The following is a 19,085-nucleotide window of genomic DNA, read 5'->3' as shown; positions in this document are numbered from 1 at the left end:
GATAAAAGAGGTTTTCTGTGGAATGTAAGGGTTTTTTGTTCGACCTTGATGGAACGTTAGTGGATTCATTGCCCGCAGTGGAACGCGCCTGGACTCACTGGGCTGAGCGCCACGGTATCAGCCCACAGGAGGTGTTGGCGTTTATTCACGGTAAACAGGCAATTACCTCGCTGCGCCATTTTATGCCAGGGGCGACAGAAGCGGCGATCCAGCATGAGTTTGATTTGCTGGAGCAGAGGGAGGCGCAGGATACCGATGGCGTCAGCGCACTGCCCGGTGCTGTGGCACTGTTGGAGCGGCTCAATGCACTGGGTATTCCCTGGGCGATAGTCACTTCGGGTTCGATCCCGGTCGCCAGCGCACGGCGTAAGGCCGGCGGTTTGCCGCAGCCGGAAGTGTTTATCACCGCAGAACTGGTGAAGCAGGGCAAACCGCAGCCGGATGCTTATCTGCTGGGGGCCGAACGTTTGGGCCTGGCTCCGCAGGTCTGCGTGGTGGTAGAGGATGCGCCTGCCGGGATCCTGTCCGGCTTGGCGGCAGGGTGCCAGGTGATTGCGGTTAACGTACCGGCAGAAGCACCGAAGCTTGACCAGGTGGATCTGAGACTCTCTTCGCTGACTCAGATTAAGGTTGAGAAGGCACCGCAGGGTGCAAGCATCGAACTTATTGCTTAATCTGTATTTTTTACCTCAAATTGATTAGACCCCGCATCTGTGGGGTTTTTTTATGCTAATTTTTAAGACCTGGATCACTGTAGGATGAGGCCGTTTTGAACAGCGAATTGCTTTGGGTTTTGATTTTATTGTTGATAGCCATTGTGCTGTTTACTACCAACAAGCTGCGCATGGACGTGGTGGCTTTGCTGGTGATCATCGCGTTTGTGCTGAGCGGCACCCTGACTCTGCAAGAGGCGACGGCGGGTTTTAGCGATCCTAACGTGATTTTGATCGCTGCTCTGTTTGTGATTGGTGAAGGTCTGGTGCGCACCGGCGTGGCTTATCAGGTCGGCGACTGGTTGGTGAAAGTGGCGGGCAGCAGTGAAACTAAAATGCTGGCGCTGTTGATGTTTACCGTGGCCGGGCTGGGTGCATTTATGAGCTCCACCGGTGTCGTGGCGATCTTCATCCCGGTAGTCCTCAGCGTGGCGGTGCGGATGAAAATCTCACCGGGGCGGTTGATGATGCCGTTGAGCTTTGCCGGGCTTATCAGCGGCATGATGACGCTGGTGGCCACGCCGCCAAATATGGTGGTTAACAGCGAATTGGTACGCGAGGGGCTTGCCGGTTTCAGCTTTTTCGGCGTGACGCCAATCGGCCTGATCGTGTTGTTGATGGGGGTGGGTTACATGCTGATCGCCCGCCGTTGGCTGGGCAACAGCGGCGGTGCGAAAAACACCAAGGTTACCTGGCAGCGCCGCACGTTTCGCGATCTGATCCGGGACTATAAATTGACCGGGCGAGCGCGTCGTTTAGCGGTGCGCAGTGGTTCACCGCTGATTGGCCGCTCTCTGGATGAAGTGCATCTGCGTGCTCGCTACAGTGCCAACGTCATCGGCATCGAGCGTTGGAAACGTTTTCGGCGTGTGATGATCAGCGCTTTCGGTAGCACGGAACTGCGAGAAGGGGACGTGCTGTTGATTGATATGTCGGATTGCGACATCGATCTACGCCAGTTTTGCAGCGAACAGCTATTGGAGCCGATGATCCTGCGCGGTGAGTATTTCTCTGAACAAGCGCGCAACGTGGGGATGGCAGAAGTGTCGCTCATTCCCGATTCAGCCTTACTGGGGAAATGCGTGCGCGATGCAGCTTTCCGCAGCCGTTACGATCTGAACGTGGTCGGTATTCGCCGCAACGGCAAAACGCTGGAAGGTAAGCTGGTCGATGAACCGCTGACGCTGGGGGATATCCTGCTGGTGATCGGTGACTGGAAAGCGATCCGCCAGTTACAGGCCAAAACGCGTGACTTTATCGTGCTGAATCTGCCCGCGGAAGTGGATGAGGTGGCGCCAGCCATCACTCAGGCACCGCATGCATTGTTCTGCCTGGCACTGATGGTAGCGATGATGCTGACCGATGAGATCCCGAATCCCATCGCCGCATTAATTGCCTGCCTGCTGATGGGGCGTTTCCGCTGTATTAATATGGAAAGCGCTTATAAAGCGATCCATTGGCCCAGTATTATTTTGATCGTCGGCATGATGCCCTTTGCCCAGGCATTGCAGAAAACCGGCGGTGTGGATTTGATCGTGCAAGGGCTGATGGATATCGCCGGTGAGGCAGGCCCGCGTGTCATGCTGGTGTGCCTGTTTGTACTTTGTGCCTCCATCGGGCTGTTTATCTCCAATACCGCCACGGCGGTATTGATGGCACCTATCGCCATTGCGGCGGCGCATAAGATGGGAGTTTCGCCTTATCCGTTCGCCATGATTATTGCCATTGCGGCTTCGGCGGCTTTTATGACGCCGGTGTCATCACCGGTGAATACCCTGGTATTAGGGCCAGGGAATTACAAGTTTGGCGATTTTGTGCGCATCGGCGTGCCGTTCACGGTGTTGGTGATGATCGTCAGCGTGGTGGTGGTGCCGTGGCTGTATGCGTTTTAGGCCCGGGCCTCAGGCCTATGATGATGATTACAATGGAGAATCACTACTGATCTCATCCAGCGACAGGCTAAAGCTCGGGATAAACACCTGCATAAAATAATCCATTTCCGGGCTTTGACGCAGTTGCAGTGTTTTTTCCAAGCGTGCTTTAGCCAACGTAAATTCGTTATTTCCGGCAGACAGCTCTTCCAGGCATTTCAGGTAGGCACACAGGGCGTCAGCCTGTTTTACCAGTAATTTCTCATCCTCGGTGTAATAGTGCTCATCAAGAATCGAACGGAAATCGTTCTGTAGTTCTTTTGGAATCATCTCCAGCAGTTTTTGTTGCGCGATTTTCTCGATTTTTTTGTATTCATGGGCGATCTGCGGATTGTAATACTTGATCGGTGTGGGCATATCTCCGGTCAACACTTCGCTGGCGTCGTGATACATCGCCAACAGCGCAACACGCTCGGCATTCAGGTTACCGTTAAATTTGCGATTCTTGATCACTGCCAGCGCATGGGCGACAAACGCGACTTGCAGGCTGTGCTCGGAAACGTTTTCGGTACGCACGTTGCGCATCAGCGGCCAGCGACTAATCAGTTTCAAACGGGAAAGGTGGGCAAAGAAATGGCTCTGGCTCATGGTGCTCTCTTTATACAACGGCAAGTGAGGCGGTTATTGTGAGCAGTGGCGGCGGGTTATGCAAACCCAGTCGTGCTGTATGGGCGCAGCCAGCACACTGCGCCCATAACAATTATTGATGGTAGGTTTCGAGGAAACGGCCCAGTTTACCCACGGCCATTTCCAGCTCATCGACGCGTGGCAAAGTTACGATACGTACATGGTCAGGGTAGGGCCAGTTGAATGCGCTGCCTTGAACCAACAGGACTTTTTCCTGCAACAGCAGATCCAGCACCATTTTCTGGTCGTCGCGGATATTAAAGCGCTTGGCATCAATACGCGGGAACATATACAGCGCGCCCTGGGGCTTCACGCAGGAAACGCCTGGAATATCATTCAGCAATTCCCAGGTGCGGTTGCGCTGTTCATACAGGCGCCCGCCGGGTTGAATAAATTCGCTGATGCTCTGATAACCGCCGAGCGCAGTCTGGATCGCATGTTGCATTGGCACGTTGGCACAAAGGCGCATCGATGCCAGCATTTCCAACCCTTCGATATAGCCTTTGGCGTGTTTCTTCGGCCCGTTAAGCACCATCCAGCCTTGGCGGAAACCGGCCACGCGATAGGTTTTGGATAAACCGTTAAAGGTGACCGTCAGCAGATCCGGTGCCAGTGCGGCAATGGAGTGATGCACGGCATCGTCGTAAAGGATTTTGTCGTAAATTTCATCGGCAAAGATGATCAGGTCGTGCTGACGGGCGATCTCGACGATCTGCTCCAGCAGCTCTTTGCTGTAGACCGCACCGGTTGGGTTGTTGGGGTTGATGATCACAATACCGCGGGTGCGCGGGGTGATTTTGCTGCGGATATCATCCAGATCCGGGAACCAGCCGGATTCTTCGTCGCAGATATAATGCACCGCTTTGCCGCTGGAGAGCGAAACCGCCGCCGTCCACAACGGATAGTCGGGAGCTGGCACCAGCATTTCGTCGCCAATATTAAGCAGCGCCTGCATGGATTGCACGATCAGCTCAGAAACACCATTACCAATGTAGATATCCTCAACGGTCACATCACGCATGTTACGTGCCTGATAGTGCTGCATGATCGCCTTACGCGCCGAGAAGAGCCCTTTGGAGTCGCAATAGCCCTGTGCCGTAGGGAGATTACGGATCACATCGACTAGAATTTCATCAGGGGCATCAAAACCGAACGGCGCAGGGTTACCGATGTTCAATTTGAGGACTTTGTTGCCTTCTTCTTCAAGACGTTTAGCTTCTTTGAGCACCGGGCCACGAATGTCATAGCAGACGTTGTCCAGTTTGCTGGATTTCTCAATGGGGGACATAGAAAGTTGAGCCTTTTGCTGGGATGGGGGATGATCCTACCGTGGAACACCGCAACCTGCCCAATGTACTCCTGGCGCTGCCGATTTTGAAGGGTTGTGCGCGCCTTTGGTGCAAACGATCGGCTAAATTGGTGATTTAAGCGATGATGCGTCTGTTATAACTCATTTGTTAGAATTAAATTCTATAAAATGGCTATTTTTCGGTTTTTTGTTTAAATAAAAGTGTCTTTGGGTAAAGGTTATCGGCCACATGTCTCTCTTGGTGCGTACGCTACGCGTTCATAAGAAGACGTAGAATACGGCTAAAATTGTAAAAAAATGATAATGAGAGAATTATCTTATGGTTGGCAGTGGTTAGTAATACGACACTTCTTAGTAAACTAAAATTGTATTAGAGGAATTTCAGTAATTAGCTTAAGGATTTTTTAAGTAAAATTGTATGTAATTTAATAATAAAAAACCTTACTGATTGAATTGATTAAATTCGTGAATAAATGAACCCAATGATACACAAGAAGAAGGTCATCTATTGAACGAAAAGTAGCAATAGGATCATGCAGTCTGGCCCGTCTAGCTCTGCAAGATCGGTGTGGAAAGGCGATGGTTTGGATACAGTGAACCGTCAATTATTCTGTGCCTAAGTACTTTTCGTCGTAACTTTGCCTTGTATCAATAAGCTATTGCGATAGATCGTGGATAAAAAGCGATAGAGATAACGAAATATAAGTAATTTTTTTGCCCTCCTCTAATGAGTGGGGTACTGTCATGTCTGGCGCTTGCCCTTTTTAGCAGTGCCTTAGAAATACACCAGGGTAGTTTGTAAATTAGAATTTAAAAAGTGAAGAAAACACTATGATAAATGCAAATCGTCCGATACTTAATCTCGACCTCGATCTGCTAAGAACCTTTGTTGCTGTTGCTGATTTGAATACTTTTGCGGCGGCTGCCGTCGCCGTTTGTCGTACTCAGTCAGCAGTCAGTCAACAAATGCAGCGGTTAGAGCAATTGGTTGGCAAAGAGTTATTTGCTCGCCATGGGCGCAATAAATTATTAACGGAACACGGTATTCAGCTTCTCAGTTATGCCAGGAAAATCCTGCGTTTTAACGATGAAGCCTGTACCTCATTGATGTATAACAATATCAAAGGAACCCTGACGATCGGCGCTTCTGATGATACTGCGGATACCATCCTCCCTTTCCTGCTTAATCGAGTGACGTCGGTCTATCCCAAGCTGGCCATTGATGTACGGGTGAAACGTAGCCCGTTCATGATTGACATGCTGAAAAACGGTGAGGTGGATTTGGCTATTACCACGGTGGATACGGAAGGGCATCCTCATATTGTCCTGCGCACGTCACCTACGCTGTGGTATTGCGCGGCGGACTACTATTTCCAGGCAGGGGAACCCATTCCGCTGGTGGTGCTGGATGAACCCAGCCCATTCCGCGCAATGGCGATCAAACAACTGGATGCTGCCGGTATTCCTTGGCGTATTGCCTATGTGGCGTCAACGCTATCTGCAGTGCGGGCGGCGTGTAAAGCTGGCTTGGGGATTACCGCACGGCCTATCGAGATGATGAGCCCGGATCTGCGGGTGCTGGGGGCGACGGAAGGTTTACCGCATCTTCCTGATACCCAATACGCATTGTGCAAAGATATGAAGTGTGAAAATGAGCTGGCAATGGCGATTTTCAGCGCAGTGCAAAATGGTAACGAGACTTATCATTTCAGCGGGGAGCCTGTTGTGGTAGATGACTCCTGCCTAGCTGATGGTGAAGAAGAGTAACCATTAAGCGGGTTGTTTTATGCGAAAACCTCTGCTTTGGCGGAGGTTTTTTTTACCTGGGAATCGGTGAAGTAACGATTTATATCCAGTTTTCCCTATTTATTAAGCGAAAGCGTTATTTCTTCCACTATCCTTGGGGGGGCAGATTGGGTCTGGATAGCAAAAAATCCGTTTTGTCTGTTTTTTATACAGAAATAACAAGGGGTAAAATTCTGGAGTTCATGGGGGCGTTTTGATACTTTAGTGCGGTCATTTTTTAGCTGTAATTGATAAAAATTGTTAAAGTGCCACACTTTTTTTAAAGTTTTCTGTCTGAAACGTGTCTTGGATCAAAAAAATACCCCTAGGTAGTGAGTGGAACAACAGGGAAATCCTGAGAGAATGGTATAGTAAAACTGAAATATACATGTTGGTTTATATCTATCTGTTTCTACACGGCAATTAACTGACACGATTTAGCCTAAGCTAGCGCATCATATGTTAATCAAATGGCGCATATGTAAACTAATGTGTAGATTCTTTTGTCGAAGTTGACAAAAGGTTATAGAAAGGAGTAAAAAGCCCACAGTAAAAATACTGCCTAACTCTCTGTAAAAGCAGTGTGTTTGTGTGGTTATTTATCCTTCCCTTAAATCGATGTGGTGCACTAACTGCCAGTAACAAGAGCAGAACGATCGACGCCACTTTTGATGAGTAAGCATAGAGTATGTCAACAACCACTGAAGTTATCGCTCATCACTGGGCGCTCGCTGTATTTCTTGTCATGGCAATCGGGCTTTGCGGCTTCATGCTGCTGGGTGCGTTCTTCTTGGGCGGGAGAGCCCAGGCGCGCGCTAAAAACACCCCTTATGAGTCTGGGATCGACTCGGTAGGTTCGGCGCGCATGCGTCTTTCCGCCAAGTTCTATCTGGTCGCCATGTTCTTCGTTATTTTCGATGTTGAAGCCCTGTATCTGTATGCCTGGTCGGTCTCCATTCGTGAGAGCGGTTGGGTAGGCTTTATCGAAGCCGCCATTTTCATTTTGGTGTTATTGGCTGGTTTGGTTTATCTGGTGCGTATCGGCGCATTGGATTGGACTCCGGTGCGTTCCAAGCGCCTGAGCAAGCCAAGCACAATCAAAAACGCTAGCAACAGTCATCCGCAGTAACAGCGAGGCATTAAGATGGACTATACGCTCACCCGCATAGACCCGAACGGTGAGAATGACCGTTATCCCCTGCAAAAACAGGAGATCGTTGGCGATCCCCTTGAGCAGCAGGTTCACCGGACGGTTTACATGGGTAAACTCGAACATGCTTTGCATGACATGGTGAACTGGGGGCGTAAAAACTCTCTCTGGCCGTACAACTTCGGCCTTTCGTGCTGTTATGTGGAAATGGTGACCTCGTTTACCGCCGTGCATGACGTGGCGCGTTTTGGTGCGGAAGTGTTGCGTGCTTCTCCTCGCCAGGCGGATTTCATGGTGGTTGCCGGTACCTGTTTCACCAAGATGGCCCCGGTTATTCAGCGCCTGTATGAACAGATGCTGGAGCCGAAATGGGTGATCTCGATGGGGGCCTGTGCCAACTCCGGCGGTATGTATGATATCTATTCCGTGGTGCAGGGCGTCGATAAATTCCTGCCGGTTGATGTGTATATCCCAGGCTGTCCACCACGCCCGGAAGCCTACATGCAGGCGTTATTGCTGCTGCAGGAGTCCATTGGCAAAGAACGCCGCCCGCTGTCGTGGGTCGTTGGCGATCAGGGCGTTTACCGCGCCAATATGCAGTCTGAAAAAGAGCGTAAGCACGCCGAGCGTATTGCGGTGACCAACCTGCGATCGCCTGACGAGATTTAAGCTCGCTGATAAGCGCTAATCTCGCTGCATATGTGTGGTAACAAAGAGTAGTTAAGCTTGCGGTAAAAATGACCATTTAATGTGGTGAAAAAATTATGACAGATTTAACGACGCCCGACGCCCAGCCTGCTTGGCACACCCGTGACCATCTTGACGATCCGGTGATTGGCGAACTGCGCAACCGTTTTGGGCCGGAAGCCTTTACTGTTCAGCCCACCCGTACCGGAATGCCCGTGGTATGGGTTAAGCCTGGTCAGTTACTGGAAGTCATGACATTCCTGAAAAAACAGCCAAAGCCTTATGTGATGCTGTTCGATCTGCATGGTGTTGACGAGCGTCTTCGTACTCACCGCCAGGGTCTGCCTGCTGCAGATTTCTCCGTTTTCTATCATCTGATTTCGATCGAACGTAACCGTGACATCATGCTGAAAGTGGCGCTGTCTGAAAAAGACCTGCACGTGCCCACAGCGACCAAAGTGTTCCCGAATGCCAACTGGTATGAGCGCGAAACCTGGGAAATGTTCGGTATTACCTTCGACGGCCACCCGCACTTGACGCGCATCATGATGCCGCAGAACTGGGAAGGCCACCCACTGCGTAAAGACTATCCGGCGCGCGCCACCGAATTCGATCCGTTTGTCTTGACCAAACAGAAAGAAGACCTGGAGATGGAGTCGCTGAAGTTCAAGCCGGAAGATTGGGGCATGAAACGTGGCACCGAGAACGAGGACTTCATGTTCCTTAACCTCGGCCCCAACCACCCCTCTTCACACGGCGCATTCCGTATTATTTTGCAGTTGGACGGCGAAGAGATCGTCGACTGCGTGCCAGACGTGGGTTATCACCACCGCGGTGCCGAGAAGATGGGCGAACGCCAATCTTGGCACAGCTACATTCCGTACACTGACCGCATCGAGTATCTCGGTGGCTGCGTGAACGAAATGCCTTACGTACTGGCGGTTGAAAAGCTGGCTGGGATCGTGGTGCCGGATCGTGTCAACACCATCCGCGTGATGCTCTCTGAACTGTTCCGCATCAATAGCCACCTGCTGTATATCAGTACCTTTATCCAGGACGTGGGCGCGATGACCCCGGTGTTTTTCGCCTTTACCGATCGTCAGAAAGTGTACGATCTGGTGGAAGCGATTACCGGTTTCCGTATGCACCCGGCCTGGTTCCGTATTGGCGGTGTCGCGCACGATCTGCCGCGCGGCTGGGATCGCCTGCTGCGTGATTTCCTCGATTGGATGCCGAAGCGTCTTGATTCTTACGTCAAAGCCGCGCTGAAAAACAGCATTCTGAAAGGCCGTTCTGTCGGTGTTGCTTCTTACAACGCGAAAGAGGCGCTGGATTGGGGTGTGACCGGCGCGGGCCTGCGCGCGACCGGTGTTGAGTTTGACGTGCGTAAATGGCGTCCTTATTCCGGTTATGAAAATTTTGATTTCGAAGTGCCGGTCGGCGACGGCAACAGCGACTGCTACACCCGCGTGATGCTGAAAGTGGAAGAGCTGCGTCAGAGCCTGCGAATCCTTGAGCAATGCCTGAACAATATGCCGGAAGGCCCGTTCAAGGCCGATCACCCGCTGACCACGCCGCCGCCGAAAGAGCGCACGTTGCAGCATATTGAAACGCTGATCACCCACTTCCTACAGGTTTCCTGGGGCCCGGTGATGCCAGCCAATGAATCATTCCAGATGATTGAAGCCACGAAAGGGATCAACAGCTACTACCTGACCAGCGACGGCAGCACCATGAGCTATCGCACCCGGGTACGTACGCCAAGCTTTGCTCACTTGCAGCAAATCCCTGCGGTAATCCGTGGCAGCCTGGTCTCTGACCTGATCGTCTATCTGGGTAGTATCGATTTTGTAATGTCAGATGTGGACCGCTAACTATGCATGATCATAACGATGCACTTGAGCCGATTAATGCAGCTGCTCCCCAAAATGGTGCTGATGCATTTGTGCTGAGTGCGCAAGAGCGTGATGCGATCGAGCACGAAAAGCACCATTACGAGGATCCTCGTGCAGCCTCTATCGAAGCACTGAAAATTGTGCAGAAGCAGCGCGGTTGGGTTCCCGATGGGGCGATTTATGCCATTGCTGAAGTGCTGGGCATCCCTGCCAGCGACGTAGAAGGCGTAGCCACGTTCTACAGCCAGATTTTCCGCCAGCCAGTCGGGCGCCACATCATCCGTTACTGTGACAGCGTAGTGTGTCACATCAACGGTTATCAGGGCATTCAGGCGGCACTGGAGAACAAACTCAATATCAAGCCGGGTCAAACCACCTTCGATGGCCGCTTTACGCTGCTGCCGACCTGCTGCCTGGGTAACTGCGACAAAGGCCCGAGTATGATGATCGATGAGGATACTCACGCTCATCTGACGCCGGAAAATGCGGTCGAATTGCTGGAGCGGTATAAATGATGATAGATATCAAACGTACTGCCGAAATGCACCCGCTCACCTGGCGGTTGCGCGATGACGAACAGCCGGTCTGGCTGGATGAATACCGTAGCAAAAACGGTTACGTGGGCGCTGAAAAAGCCCTGAAAGGCTTGGCACCTGACGAGATCGTCAATCTGGTAAAAGACGCCGGGCTGAAAGGCCGTGGCGGCGCAGGTTTCTCCACCGGTTTGAAGTGGAGCCTGATGCCGAAAGACGAATCCATGAACATCCGTTACCTGCTGTGTAACGCCGATGAAATGGAGCCAGGCACTTACAAAGACCGTTTGCTGATGGAACAACTGCCGCACCTGCTGGTGGAAGGCATGCTGATCTCGGCATTCGCGCTGAAAGCCTATCGCGGTTACATCTTCCTGCGTGGCGAATATATCGAAGCGGCCGTGCATCTGCGCCGCGCGATTGCCGAGGCAACCGAAGCGGGCCTGTTGGGTAAAAATATCCTGGGCAGCGGCTTCGATTTTGAGCTGATCGTCCACACCGGTGCTGGCCGTTATATCTGTGGTGAAGAAACCGCACTGATTAACTCGCTGGAAGGCCGCCGCGCTAACCCGCGTTCCAAGCCACCGTTCCCGGCTTCTGCCGGTGTGTGGGGCAAACCGACCTGCGTAAACAACGTCGAAACCCTGTGTAACGTGCCCGCTATTCTTGAGCACGGCGTTGACTGGTATCAAGGGATCTCTGCCGGTAAGAGTAACGATGCCGGTACCAAACTGATGGGCTTCTCCGGCCGGGTGAAAAACCCAGGCGTGTGGGAGCTGCCGTTTGGCACCACCGCGCGTGAAATTCTGGAAGACTACGCGGGTGGTATGCGCGATGGCCTGAAATTCAAAGCCTGGCAGCCGGGCGGTGCCGGGACCGACTTCTTGACCGCCGATCATCTGGATCTGCCGATGGACTTTGAGCATATCGGCAAAGCCGGTAGCCGCTTGGGTACGGCGTTGGCGATGGCGGTGGACCACGAAATCGGCATGGTTTCCCTGGTGCGTAACCTGGAAGAGTTTTTTGCCCGTGAATCTTGTGGCTGGTGTACGCCGTGCCGCGACGGCTTGCCGTGGAGCGTTAAGATCCTGCGAGCGTTGGAGAATGGCCAAGGTCAGCCGGGGGATATTGAAACCCTTGAGCAACTGTGCCGCTCCCTCGGCCCAGGTAAAACCTTCTGCGCCCATGCGCCAGGTGCCGTAGAGCCACTGCAAAGCGCGATTAAATATTTCCGTGACGAGTTTGAAGCCGGTATTGCCCCTCAGTATTTAGGCAACCTCCAGGCGATTGGCGGCATTCAGCCAAACAACTTGTTGAAACAGCGCTGGTAAGCCAGCTTTGTTGGGGTGCGGTAAGCGTGCTCCGAAAACGGCCAGAATTTTTGATTAACGCCTGCCATAAAGCAGGCCACTTGGAAGCATGCTGACTATGGCTACGATTCATGTAGACGGCAAAGAATACGACGTAGATGGAGCCGACAACCTGTTACAGGCGTGTCTCTCCCTCGGGCTCGATATTCCTTACTTTTGCTGGCATCCGGCGCTGGGAAGCGTCGGCGCTTGCCGCCAATGTGCGGTAAAGCAATACCAAAACGCGGACGATACGCGTGGCCGTTTGGTGATGTCTTGTATGACACCGGCATCCGATGGAACTTTCATTTCCATTGATGATGCTGAAGCCAAGCAGTTCCGTGAAAGCGTGGTTGAATGGTTGATGACCAACCATCCGCACGATTGTCCGGTATGTGAAGAGGGCGGTAACTGTCACTTGCAGGATATGACAGTAATGACCGGCCACAGCTTCCGTAGATACCGCTTCACCAAGCGTACCCACAACAACCAGGATCTGGGGCCGTTTATCTCTCATGAGATGAACCGCTGCATCGCCTGTTACCGCTGTGTGCGTTACTACAAAGATTATGCCGACGGCACCGATTTGGGTGTCTACGGCGCGCACGACAACATCTACTTTGGCCGACCAGAAAGTGGCACGCTGGAAAGCGAGTTTTCCGGCAACCTGGTAGAAGTGTGCCCGACCGGCGTATTCACCGACAAAACGCACTCCGAACGCTACAACCGTAAATGGGACATGCAGTTTGCCCCGAGCATCTGCCAACAATGCAGCATCGGTTGTAACACCAGCCCTGGTGAACGTTACGGCGAACTGCGCCGCATCGAAAACCGTTACAACGGCAGCGTGAACCACTATTTCCTGTGTGATCGTGGTCGTTTTGGTTATGGCTATGTCAATCTGAAGGATCGTCCGCGCCAGCCGCAACAACTGCGTGGCAACGACTGGATCACCCTGAACGCCGAACAGGCGATGCAGGGCGCAGCAGATATTCTGCGTCAGGCGAAGAAAACCATCGGTATCGGCTCACCGCGTGCCAGTCTGGAAAGCAACTTCGCTTTGCGTGAACTGGTGGGGGCGGAAAACTTCTATACCGGCATCAATCAGGCCGAACAACAGCGCCTGAACCTGATGCTCAACGTGCTGAAAAACAGCGGCGTGACGACGCCTAATCTGCGTGAAATCGAAAACTACGACGCGGTGTTGGTGCTGGGTGAAGATCTGACCCAGACCGGCGCGCGTATCGCGCTGTCGGTGCGTCAGGCGGTGAAAGGTAAAGCCCGCGCCATGGCGGCGGCGCAGCGCGTTGCCGACTGGCAGATCGCTGCGGTGCAGAACATTGGTCAGCATGCTAAGCATCCGTTGTTTGTGACCAACGTCGATGACACCCGTCTGGATGATATTGCTGCCTGGAACTACCGTGCACCGGTTGATGAGCAAGCGCGTTTAGGCTTCGCTATTGCCCATGCGCTGGATGAGTCCGCACCGGCAGTGACCGATCTGGCCGCAGGCCTTAACAAGAAAATTGATGTGATCGTGCAGGCGTTGGCCGGTGCGCAGAAGCCGTTGATCATTACCGGCAGCAATGCGGGCAGTGATGCCATTATCGAAGCGGCAGCCAACATCGCTAAAGCGCTGAAAGGCCGTGGTGCCAACGTCGGTATCACCTTCGTGGCCGCCGCTGCCAATAGCATGGGGTTGGCGATGATCGGCGGTGGTTCTCTGGATGAAGCACTGTCACAACTGGAAAGCGGCGCAGCCGATACCGCGATCGTGATGGAGAACGATCTCTACCGTCATGCTCCGGCAGAGAAGGTGGATGCGGCACTGGCCAAGGTTAATAACCTGATCGTTGCCGATCATCAGCGCACCGCCATCATGGACAAAGCCAACCTGATCCTGTCTGCGGCCAGTTTTGCCGAGAGCGACGGTACGTTGGTCAACCAGGAAGGCCGCGCACAGCGTTTCTTCCAGGTGTATGACCCGGCTTATTACGATGATGCCAAGAAGAATATCCACAGCGTGATGCTGGAAAGCTGGCGTTGGATGCACTCGCTGCATTCTACCTACGCCAGCCGCCAGGTTGACTGGACGCAGTTGGACGACGTGATCGAAGCCTGCGTGGCCGCGTTACCGCAACTGCAAGGGATTGTCGAAGCCGCGCCAGACGCCACCTTCCGTATTCGTGGGCAGAAACTGGCGCGCTCGCCGCACCGTTACAGCGGCCGTACCGCGATGCGTGCTGATATCAGCGTGCATGAACCGCGTCAGCCGCAGGATAAAGACACCATGTTCGCCTTCTCGATGGAAGGGAACAACAGCCCGTTGGCCGATCGTCAGCAAATCCCATTCGCCTGGGCACCCGGTTGGAACTCGCCGCAGGCTTGGAACAAGTTCCAGGCCGAAGTAGGCGGCAAGCTGCGCCATGGCGATCCGGGTATCCGTCTGATCGAAGCGGGGGAGGGGAGCCTCAGTTACTTCACCTCGATCCCGGCGGCATTTAAAGCCGAAGGCTGGCGTGTTGCGCCGTATTACCACCTGTTTGGCAGTGATGAAATGTCACAGCGTGCTGATGTGATTCAGCAGCGAATGCCGCAGGCTTATGTGATGGTTAACAGTGCCGATGCCGCCCAGCTTGGTGTGAATGCTGGTGCCTGGCTGGAGTTTAGCTGTGCTGGTCAAACGCTGCGTTTGCCGGTGCGCCTGAGTGAAACCCTGACCCAGGGCCAGGTTGGTTTGCCGCTCGGCTTGCCAGGGATCCCGCCGGTGTTGGTGGGCGCAACGGTTGAAAATCTGCGGGAGGCAGCACAATGAGCTGGTTTACGCCTGAGGTGATCGACATCCTGATCGCCATTCTGAAAGCGGTGGCGATCCTGCTGGTGGTTGTCACCTGTGGAGCCTTCATGAGCTTCGGCGAGCGCCGTCTGCTGGGGCTGTTCCAGAACCGTTACGGGCCAAACCGTGTCGGCTGGGGCGGTTCGCTTCAGTTGGTCGCCGACATGATCAAAATGTTCTTTAAAGAAGACTGGGTGCCGACCTTCGCTGACAGAATGATCTTTACCTTGGCACCGATGATCGCCTTTACTTCTCTATTGCTGGCTTTTGCTATCGTCCCGGTCAGCCCTAGCTGGGTGGTGTCCGATCTCAACATCGGCATCCTGTTCTTCCTGATGATGGCTGGCCTGGCGGTGTACGCCGTGCTGTTTGCTGGCTGGTCGAGCAACAACAAATACTCGCTGTTGGGTGCCATGCGTGCTTCTGCGCAGACCCTGAGCTATGAAGTGTTCCTCGGTTTGTCACTGATGGGCGTGGTGGCGCAAGCCGGTTCGTTCAATATGCAGGCGATCGTCGAGTCACAGGCTCACGTCTGGAACGTCATTCCGCAATTCTTTGGTTTCCTGACCTTCGCCATTGCCGGGGTTGCGGTGTGCCACCGCCATCCGTTTGACCAACCGGAAGCCGAACAGGAACTGGCAGACGGTTATCACATTGAATATTCCGGTATGAAATTCGGTCTGTTCTTTGTGGGGGAATACATCGGTATTGTTACCGTGTCTGCCCTGATTGTGACGTTGTTCTTCGGCGGTTGGCAGGGTCCGTTCCTGCCGCCATTTATCTGGTTCGCACTGAAAACGGCCTTCTTCATGGTGATGTTCATTCTGATCCGTGCGTCGCTGCCGCGTCCGCGTTATGACCAGATGATGTCATTTGGCTGGAAAGTTTGCCTGCCGTTGACGCTGCTGAACCTGCTGGCAACTGCCGCGGTCATTTTGTACAACGCTCAATAAGGGGTGAATAAACCATGACATTGAAAGAGTTATTGGTTGGTTTCGGCACCCAGGTGCGCAGCCTTTGGATGATTGGCCTGCATGCCTTCGCCAAGCGCGAAACCCAAATGTATCCAGAAGAGCCGGTCTACCTGCCGCCGCGCTATCGTGGCCGCATCGTGCTGACGCGCGATCCGGACGGCGAAGAGCGTTGCGTGGCCTGTAACCTGTGTGCGGTGGCTTGCCCGGTCGGCTGTATTTCGCTGCAAAAAGCCGAGCGGGAAGATGGCCGCTGGTATCCAGAGTTTTTCCGCGTCAACTTCTCACGCTGCATCTTCTGCGGCCTGTGCGAAGAAGCTTGCCCCACCACGGCTATCCAGCTCACGCCGGATTTCGAAATGGGTGAGTTCAAACGCCAGGATTTAGTGTACGAAAAAGAGGATCTGTTGATCTCGGGGCCGGGTAAATATCCGGAATATAACTTCTACCGGATGGCCGGTATGGCAATTGACGGCAAAGCCAAAGGCGAAGCCGAAAATGAAGCCAAGCCGATCGACGTCAAAGGTCTGTTGCCGTAGGAGCAAGCATGGAAATTGCCTTTTATCTGGCAGGTTTGATTGCGATTGTCGCGACAATTCGCGTGATTTCGCATACCAATCCTGTACATGCGCTGCTGTATCTGATCGTTTCATTACTGGCGATCTCGGCAGTCTTTTTCTCACTGGGTGCCTACTTTGCCGGTGCGCTGGAAATCATCGTTTACGCCGGGGCCATCATGGTGCTGTTCGTGTTCGTGGTGATGATGCTGAACCTCGGTGGTGCGGTGCAGCAGCAGGAACGTGAGTGGTTGAAGCCATCGGTGTGGATCGGTCCTGGCCTGTTGTCACTGGTTTTGCTGGTGGTGCTGGTTATTGCGATCCGCAGCTTGGACGATCAGGGCATCAGCGGTGAGATGGTGGATGCTAAAGCGGTTGGGATCAGCCTGTTTGGTCCTTACGTTCTGGCTGTTGAGTTGGCTTCAATGCTGCTGTTGGCAGGTCTGGTTGTTGCCTTCCACGTTGGCCGTGAGCACAAACCGGGTGAGGTGCTGAGCAATGCCCCGGCAAGTGAAATGGCGAAAAGAAAATCGGAGGAGCAAGCATGATCCCTCTCCAACATGGTTTGATTCTGGCGGCGATTCTGTTCGTCCTGGGGCTGACCGGGTTGCTGATCCGTCGTAACCTGCTGTTTATGCTGATCAGCCTGGAAGTGATGATCAACGCCGCAGCGTTGGCGTTTATCGTGGCAGGCAGTTACTGGGCCCAGCCGGACGGGCAGATAATGTATATCCTGGCGATCAGCCTGGCAGCGGCGGAGGCCAGCATCGGCCTGGCGTTGCTGCTACAGCTCTACCGTCGTCGTCATACCCTGAATATTGATACTGTCAGTGAGATGCGCGGATGAACCTATTATATTTAACTATTCTGCTACCGCTGATCGGGTTCCTGCTGTTGGCATTTTCCCGTGGCCGCTGGTCTGAAAACACGGCGGCTACCGTCGGCGTGGGTTCTATTGGTTTAGCGGCATTGGTCACGGTATACGTTGCGATCGATTTCCTTGGCCAGAAAGCCACCGGCGTGCAGCTGTACGAGCAAAGCCTGTGGAACTGGATGGCCGTCGGTGATTTTAACGTCGGTGTGACTCTGGTTCTGGACGGTTTATCGCTGACCATGCTGTCTGTGGTCACCGGCGTCGGCTTCCTGATCCACATGTTCGCTTCCTGGTACATGCGCGGTGAAGAAGGCTATTCACGCTTCTTCGCCTATACCAACCTGTTTATCGCCAGCATGGTGATCTTGGTGCTGGCAGATAACCTGTTGCTGCTGTACTTGGGTTGGGAAGGGGTGGGCCTGTGCAGCTACCTGTTGATCGGCTTCTACTATAAAGATCCGGCCAACGGTGCGGCGGCAATGAAAGCCTTCATCGTGACCCGCGTTGGTGACGTGTTCCTGGCCTTTGCACTGTTCATTCTGTATCGCGAACTGGGTACGCTGAATATTCGTGAACTGATGGTGCTGGCACCGCAGAAACTGGCGATCGGCGATACCGCCATCACCTGGGCAACCCTGATGTTACTGGGGGGGGCAGTCGGTAAATCGGCACAGCTGCCATTGCAAACCTGGCTGGCAGATGCGATGGCTGGCCCAACGCCGGTATCTGCACTGATCCACGCGGCAACCATGGTCACCGCCGGTGTCTACCTGATCGCCCGTATGCACGGTCTGTTCCTGATGGCACCGGAAGTGTTGCATCTGGTGGGCATCGTCGGGGCGGTAACCTTGCTGCTGGCGGGTTTTGCCGCGCTGGTACAGACCGATATCAAACGCGTACTCGCTTATTCCACCATGAGCCAGATTGGCTACATGTTCCTGGCGTTGGGCGTGCAGGCGTGGGATGCGGCGATCTTCCACCTGATGACCCACGCGTTCTTCAAAGCGCTGCTGTTCCTGGCCTCTGGTTCGGTGATCCTGGCCTGCCACCACGAGCAGAATATTTTCAAAATGGGCGGCCTGCGCAAGAGCATTCCGCTGGTGTACCTGTGCTTCCTGGTGGGTGGTGCGGCGCTGTCGGCATTGCCGATCGTTACCGCAGGCTTCTTCAGTAAGGATGAGATCCTGGCGGGAGCAATGGCGAACGGCCACATCAACCTGATGATTGCCGGTCTGATCGGGGCGTTCATGACCTCGCTGTACACCTTCCGTATGATTTTCATCGTGTTCCACGGCGAAGAGAAAATCAAAGCCCATGCAGGCAAAGGCATCACGCACCACCTGCCGCTGTTGGTGCTGATGGTGTTGTCCACCTTCGTTGGTGCGATGATCGTGCCACCGTTGCAGGGCGTGCTGCCAGAAACCACCGAAATGGCGCATGGCAGCGTACTGCAACTGGAAATCGCTTCTGGCGTGGTGGCTATCGTCGGTATCCTGCTGGCCGCTGCGCTGTGGTTGGGTAAACGCAGCCTGGTGAGCAGTATCGCGAAAAGCGCTCCGGGCCGTTTCTTCTCGACCTGGTGGTTCCATGCTTGGGGCTTTGACTGGCTGTATGACAAAGTGTTCGTCAAGCCGTATCTGGGCGTAGCCCGGCTGCTGCAAAGCGATCCGCTGAACTCGCTGATGAACCTGCCGGCAATCTTCTCCCGCTGGGGGAACCGTGGCCTGACGGTGAGCGAGAACGGTCAGATACGCTGGTATATTGCGTCGATGGGTGTGGGTGCAGTGGTCGTATTGGCGCTGTTGATTTTGGTTTAACCAATAATTTAAAGCATTTATCGGGCATAGTGCTCTGTGCTATGTACAATG

16 protein-coding genes are annotated in these 19,085 nt (G+C 53.6%); 14 read left to right on the top strand and 2 right to left on the bottom strand.

Going from position 1 to position 19,085, the window contains the following annotated elements; all coding sequences use genetic code 11:
* The first annotated feature begins 17 nt into the window (after positions 1-17).
* Together ACX9GT_RS16575 and ACX9GT_RS16570 are read left to right on the top strand one after the other, a co-directional pair.
* On the top strand, positions 18-674 hold the full coding sequence (locus ACX9GT_RS16575; RefSeq protein WP_473187800.1) for a sugar phosphatase: 657 nt from the start codon (positions 18-20) through the stop codon (positions 672-674).
* A gap of 95 nt (positions 675-769) precedes the next feature.
* The gene (locus tag ACX9GT_RS16570) at positions 770-2,605 is read left to right on the top strand and encodes an SLC13 family permease (protein WP_473187799.1); all 1,836 of its coding nucleotides are present in this window, start codon (positions 770-772) and stop codon (positions 2,603-2,605) included.
* 27 nt (positions 2,606-2,632) lie between these two features.
* Here the strand turns inward: ACX9GT_RS16570 and yfbR are convergent, their stop codons facing one another.
* Together yfbR and ACX9GT_RS16560 are read right to left on the bottom strand one after the other, a co-directional pair.
* A complete protein-coding gene (gene yfbR, locus ACX9GT_RS16565; RefSeq protein ID WP_473187798.1) occupies positions 2,633-3,232 on the bottom strand; it encodes a 5'-deoxynucleotidase in 600 nt (199 codons plus the stop codon).
* A 112-nt stretch (positions 3,233-3,344) separates the two neighbouring features.
* Entirely contained in the window at positions 3,345-4,559 is a 1,215-nt protein-coding gene (locus ACX9GT_RS16560) for a pyridoxal phosphate-dependent aminotransferase (RefSeq protein WP_473187797.1), read from the bottom strand.
* An 852-nt stretch (positions 4,560-5,411) separates the two neighbouring features.
* Here ACX9GT_RS16560 and lrhA point away from each other — a divergent pair.
* The 12 genes from lrhA to nuoL all read left to right on the top strand — a co-directional run bounded on the left by lrhA (position 5,412) and on the right by nuoL (position 19,034).
* Complete coding sequence (gene lrhA / locus ACX9GT_RS16555; RefSeq protein WP_473187796.1) at positions 5,412-6,347, top strand: transcriptional regulator LrhA; 936 nt, start codon at positions 5,412-5,414, stop codon at positions 6,345-6,347.
* A gap of 706 nt (positions 6,348-7,053) precedes the next feature.
* Entirely contained in the window at positions 7,054-7,494 is a 441-nt protein-coding gene (locus ACX9GT_RS16550; protein WP_473187795.1) for an NADH-quinone oxidoreductase subunit A, read from the top strand.
* 15 nt (positions 7,495-7,509) lie between these two features.
* Positions 7,510-8,184 carry a NuoB/complex I 20 kDa subunit family protein gene (locus ACX9GT_RS16545; RefSeq protein ID WP_380672640.1) on the top strand — a complete coding sequence of 225 codons (675 nt, stop codon included), beginning with the start codon at positions 7,510-7,512 and terminating at the stop codon, positions 8,182-8,184.
* A 95-nt stretch (positions 8,185-8,279) separates the two neighbouring features.
* Entirely contained in the window at positions 8,280-10,076 is a 1,797-nt protein-coding gene (gene nuoC / locus ACX9GT_RS16540; RefSeq protein ID WP_473187794.1) for an NADH-quinone oxidoreductase subunit C/D, read from the top strand.
* Between the two features lie 2 nt (positions 10,077-10,078).
* Positions 10,079-10,612 (top strand): NADH-quinone oxidoreductase subunit NuoE, encoded by a 534-nt coding sequence (gene nuoE / locus ACX9GT_RS16535; protein WP_459402022.1) that lies wholly within the window; start codon positions 10,079-10,081, stop codon positions 10,610-10,612.
* A complete protein-coding gene (gene nuoF / locus ACX9GT_RS16530) occupies positions 10,609-11,961 on the top strand; it encodes an NADH-quinone oxidoreductase subunit NuoF (RefSeq protein ID WP_473187793.1) in 1,353 nt (450 codons plus the stop codon). Before nuoE ends, nuoF begins: the two co-directional genes overlap by 4 nt.
* Positions 11,962-12,058: 97 nt before the next feature.
* The gene (gene nuoG / locus ACX9GT_RS16525; RefSeq protein WP_473187792.1) at positions 12,059-14,794 is read left to right on the top strand and encodes an NADH-quinone oxidoreductase subunit NuoG; all 2,736 of its coding nucleotides are present in this window, start codon (positions 12,059-12,061) and stop codon (positions 14,792-14,794) included.
* On the top strand, positions 14,791-15,768 hold the full coding sequence (gene nuoH / locus ACX9GT_RS16520) for an NADH-quinone oxidoreductase subunit NuoH (protein ID WP_473187791.1): 978 nt from the start codon (positions 14,791-14,793) through the stop codon (positions 15,766-15,768). Before nuoG ends, nuoH begins: the two co-directional genes overlap by 4 nt.
* A gap of 14 nt (positions 15,769-15,782) precedes the next feature.
* Positions 15,783-16,325 (top strand): NADH-quinone oxidoreductase subunit NuoI, encoded by a 543-nt coding sequence (nuoI, locus tag ACX9GT_RS16515; protein ID WP_473187790.1) that lies wholly within the window; start codon positions 15,783-15,785, stop codon positions 16,323-16,325.
* Between the two features lie 8 nt (positions 16,326-16,333).
* The gene (gene nuoJ / locus ACX9GT_RS16510; RefSeq protein ID WP_473187789.1) at positions 16,334-16,891 is read left to right on the top strand and encodes an NADH-quinone oxidoreductase subunit J; all 558 of its coding nucleotides are present in this window, start codon (positions 16,334-16,336) and stop codon (positions 16,889-16,891) included.
* Positions 16,888-17,190, top strand: coding sequence for an NADH-quinone oxidoreductase subunit NuoK (gene nuoK / locus ACX9GT_RS16505; protein ID WP_459402028.1), 303 nt, complete (start codon positions 16,888-16,890; stop codon positions 17,188-17,190). The genes nuoJ and nuoK overlap by 4 nt, the downstream gene beginning before the upstream one ends.
* Positions 17,187-19,034, top strand: a complete 1,848-nt coding sequence (gene nuoL / locus ACX9GT_RS16500) for an NADH-quinone oxidoreductase subunit L (RefSeq protein ID WP_473187788.1) — start codon at positions 17,187-17,189, stop codon at positions 19,032-19,034. The genes nuoK and nuoL overlap by 4 nt, the downstream gene beginning before the upstream one ends.
* Positions 19,035-19,085: the final 51 nt, after the last annotated feature.

The organism is Serratia sp. YWN4 (assembly GCF_055790845.1).
Note: the sequence above shows the minus strand (reverse complement) of the source record. Positions and strands in the feature narration are given on the sequence as shown.

Bases quoted from the DNA above. Each gene is read 5' to 3' on its own strand.
- yfbR (WP_473187798.1), bottom strand. From the start codon at position 3,232: ATGAGCCAGAGCCATTTCTTTGCCCACCTTTCCCGTTTGAAACTGATT.
- ACX9GT_RS16560 (WP_473187797.1), bottom strand. From the start codon at position 4,559: ATGTCCCCCATTGAGAAATCCAGCAAACTGGACAACGTCTGCTATGAC.
- lrhA (WP_473187796.1), top strand. From the start codon at position 5,412: ATGATAAATGCAAATCGTCCGATACTTAATCTCGACCTCGATCTGCTA.
- ACX9GT_RS16550 (WP_473187795.1), top strand. From the start codon at position 7,054: ATGTCAACAACCACTGAAGTTATCGCTCATCACTGGGCGCTCGCTGTA.
- ACX9GT_RS16545 (WP_380672640.1), top strand. From the start codon at position 7,510: ATGGACTATACGCTCACCCGCATAGACCCGAACGGTGAGAATGACCGT.
- nuoC (WP_473187794.1), top strand. From the start codon at position 8,280: ATGACAGATTTAACGACGCCCGACGCCCAGCCTGCTTGGCACACCCGT.
- nuoE (WP_459402022.1), top strand. From the start codon at position 10,079: ATGCATGATCATAACGATGCACTTGAGCCGATTAATGCAGCTGCTCCC.
- nuoF (WP_473187793.1), top strand. From the start codon at position 10,609: ATGATGATAGATATCAAACGTACTGCCGAAATGCACCCGCTCACCTGG.
- nuoG (WP_473187792.1), top strand. From the start codon at position 12,059: ATGGCTACGATTCATGTAGACGGCAAAGAATACGACGTAGATGGAGCC.
- nuoH (WP_473187791.1), top strand. From the start codon at position 14,791: ATGAGCTGGTTTACGCCTGAGGTGATCGACATCCTGATCGCCATTCTG.
- nuoI (WP_473187790.1), top strand. From the start codon at position 15,783: ATGACATTGAAAGAGTTATTGGTTGGTTTCGGCACCCAGGTGCGCAGC.
- nuoJ (WP_473187789.1), top strand. From the start codon at position 16,334: ATGGAAATTGCCTTTTATCTGGCAGGTTTGATTGCGATTGTCGCGACA.
- nuoK (WP_459402028.1), top strand. From the start codon at position 16,888: ATGATCCCTCTCCAACATGGTTTGATTCTGGCGGCGATTCTGTTCGTC.
- nuoL (WP_473187788.1), top strand. From the start codon at position 17,187: ATGAACCTATTATATTTAACTATTCTGCTACCGCTGATCGGGTTCCTG.